The organism is Sinobaca sp. H24 (genome assembly GCF_023845525.1).
This window is the reverse complement of the sequence record NZ_JALBWT010000015.1, coordinates 1-2,765: the sequence shown is the minus strand read 5'-3', so window position 1 is coordinate 2,765 and position 2,765 is coordinate 1. Positions and strand designations below refer to the sequence as shown.

The window sequence follows — 2,765 nt, the reverse complement described above, 5'->3', positions numbered from 1 at the left end:
TCCCTGATGCGGTCCACGGCTTCCAGTACCAGCTGTCCGCCGTTCGTCGGGGCAATCCGGTGGCCTAGTGGTCCCGGCGATTCATGCTTTCTCATATTAAATGCCTGGAAATCATGCAGGTTCATGTTAAGCGCAGATGCAAGACGGCTGATCTGCCCTTCCAGTGCAAACGTTATCTGATTTCCACCAAAGCCGCGGAATTCACCGGCTACACCGTTATTCGTATAGATGGATAATCCTTTTGTGTGCACATGGTCAATGTCGTATGGGCCGGATGCATGTTCCACAGCAAACTCCAGAATAGCAGGGCCCAGCGTAGCATAGGCTCCTGTATCAGCCTCTATATACGTTTGGTGGGCTATAAGCTTTCCTTTTTTGTCCACTCCTGTTTTCATTTTTATTTTCATCGCATGCCGCTTGATGCCGGCCCGCACTGACTCTTTCCGGCTGTTATGAATCTGGACCGGTTTTCCTGTTTTTAAGGCAAGCAGGGCAGCGTAAGGCTGTACGTTCAGCTCATCCTTTCCGCCGAACGAGCCTCCCATTGGACTCGATACGACGCGGATGCTTTCTTCTTCCATGTCAAGAATTCTGGAAAGCTGAAACCGGTCTTTAAGCCCGTGCTGGGTGCCCATGTAAACAGTAATACCTCCGCCTGCTTCCGGTACAACCACCCCGCCCTCGGTTTCCATGTATGTGTGCATCTGCCTTGGTGTTTCGTATGTTTCCTCTACAACGACCTCACAGGAAGCAAATGCATCTTCAACGCGGCCGCGCTTCTGCTCTGCCTGATGCAGTATATTCCCTTCTTCATGAAGCCCCGGTGCTTCTGCTGCCAGACTTTTTTCCATCGTGTCCAAAATAGGCAGCTCTTCATACTCTACGATAATTTTCTCCAGCGCTTCTTCAGCAGCTTCTTTTGATACGGCGGCAACGGCCGCAACCGCATCTCCCATATAGCGGACTCTGCTTTCACAGAAAACCGGCTGATTTGGTACGACGATGCCGAATCCATTTAAGCCGGGAACATCCGCTGCTGTAATAACAGCCTCTACGCCGGGATGTGCTGCCGCTTCTTCTGTCTGGATACGTTTAATCAAAGCATGAGGGTATCGGCTGCGAAGCACGCGGCCATAAAGCATGCCTTCCATTTGTCGATCCGTTAAATATTTCAGCGTACCTGTCACTTTCTCTATTCCGTCTGGACGAACTCTTCCGTCATTTTTCAGCGGCACGGCTCATCTCCTCCTCTTTCCAGGCTTCGAGAGCTGATTCCAGTATCATTCCGGCAGCCATTCTTCGATAGCCGGCTCCTGCAAAAACATCTGATACCGGTGTATACTCCTCCAAAATGATTTCGCAGGCTTTTGCTGCTGCTCCATTCGTCAATGTCTGATTTTCCAGACAGGCTTCTGCGGCCGGCATCCGCTCCGGCGGATAGTCACCGCCGCCTATAACTATTCTTACGCGCTTGAGACGCCCTGTCCGCGTCCAGTCTGCTGAGGCCGCCACAGTTAGAATCGAGGGGCTGAATGTTTCTCTGCTTCCTACTTTTTCAAAGAAATCAAGCACCGGAGCCGGGAGCGGGATTTGAACAGCCAGAAGCATGGCAGCTTTCTTTTGCTCCTGCTCCATATATTGTTCCAGAGGCAGCACCTGCTCTCCATCTTCGTCGATGAAACGCGCCCTGGCATCTAATGCCAGCAGCGAAGCCGCCGCATCTCCTTTACGATAGCCGATGTTGCCGCCAATCGTTCCCTGATTTCTGATAGCAGGTGATCCTACCACACCGATGGCACTGCATAACATCGGAATGTGAGCTTTTATAATAGGGTGATCCATACAATAACGAAGCGGGACATTCGCTCCAATAGAAAGAAAATCCTCTCCATCCGCCGCCTGCCGTTGAAGCGTCTGCAGTTCCTGAAGTGCCTGCAGCATAATGATGTAAGGCGGAAGGGGTATTCCTTTTTCCCGCTGAAGTTGAAATGTAGTGCCGCCCATCATAAATGCGGCGCTCGGACCATACTTTTCCTTCATCTGCCACGCTTCTTCTATCGTTTTCGGGTTTAAGATGGTACTGTTTGCAGCAGCCATTGGTAATCTTCCTTTGTGTCTATGTCGTAGAAAAGCGAATCGTTTGCTGAGGAAAGAAAAGTCCCCCTTAGAGAGGTATCACATCGAAGAATGTATCGTGCGCCTTCATCCCCTTCGAGCTGTTTCAAGCGGGGAAAAAGCTGTTTTTCCAGTAAAAGCGGCGGCTGCAGACGGTCTAATGCAGCATAATCCTGTAAATGCTTTCCACATGTGCTGATTAGTTGATTAATTCTTTCTGCAGTAACAAAAGGCTGGTCAGCCAGAAGCACAACGACTGCATCAGCGCCTCCCGCTTCGGCTTTTTCTATACCGCTCTGCAGGGAATACGCCTGGCCCTTCTCAGCGTGTTCTGATTCTATAGTTTTCCAATTCCCGTGATAAAGTTCAGGAGCAATCCATTCTATATCCGCTCCGGGACGAGTGACAATTACCGTGCTGTCAAGGTTTGATAAAAGCGCCTGCTTTAAAGCTATACTGCCGAGAGAATATTTTCCGGCAGGAAGATGAAGCTTACTCTCCTGCATCCGTGTGCTTTTGCCTGCAGCCAGATAAATACCCGTTATTTTTTTCATCTTACTGCCTCCTTTGCAGCGGCCTGTTTCGATAAAGGAATTAGTTCAGCTAAAATACTGACAGCAATTTCCTCCGGCCCTTCCGCTTTAATAGAG

General features: G+C 50.0%; 3 protein-coding genes. All 3 read right to left on the bottom strand.

Annotated features, from left to right (window positions below; genetic code table 11):
- The coding region (locus tag MMY81_RS18450; RefSeq protein ID WP_252314020.1) for a molybdopterin cofactor-binding domain-containing protein at window positions 1–1,235 on the bottom strand (1,235 nt) is incomplete at its 3' end.
- Window positions 1,219–2,097 (bottom strand): FAD binding domain-containing protein, encoded by an 879-nt coding sequence (locus MMY81_RS18445; RefSeq protein WP_252313996.1) that lies wholly within the window; start codon window positions 2,095–2,097, stop codon window positions 1,219–1,221. The genes MMY81_RS18445 and MMY81_RS18450, both read right to left, overlap by 17 nt.
- Window positions 2,070–2,669 (bottom strand): nucleotidyltransferase family protein, encoded by a 600-nt coding sequence (locus tag MMY81_RS18440; protein ID WP_252314019.1) that lies wholly within the window; start codon window positions 2,667–2,669, stop codon window positions 2,070–2,072. Before MMY81_RS18440 ends, MMY81_RS18445 begins: the two co-directional genes overlap by 28 nt.
- Window positions 2,670–2,765 lie beyond the last annotated feature (96 nt).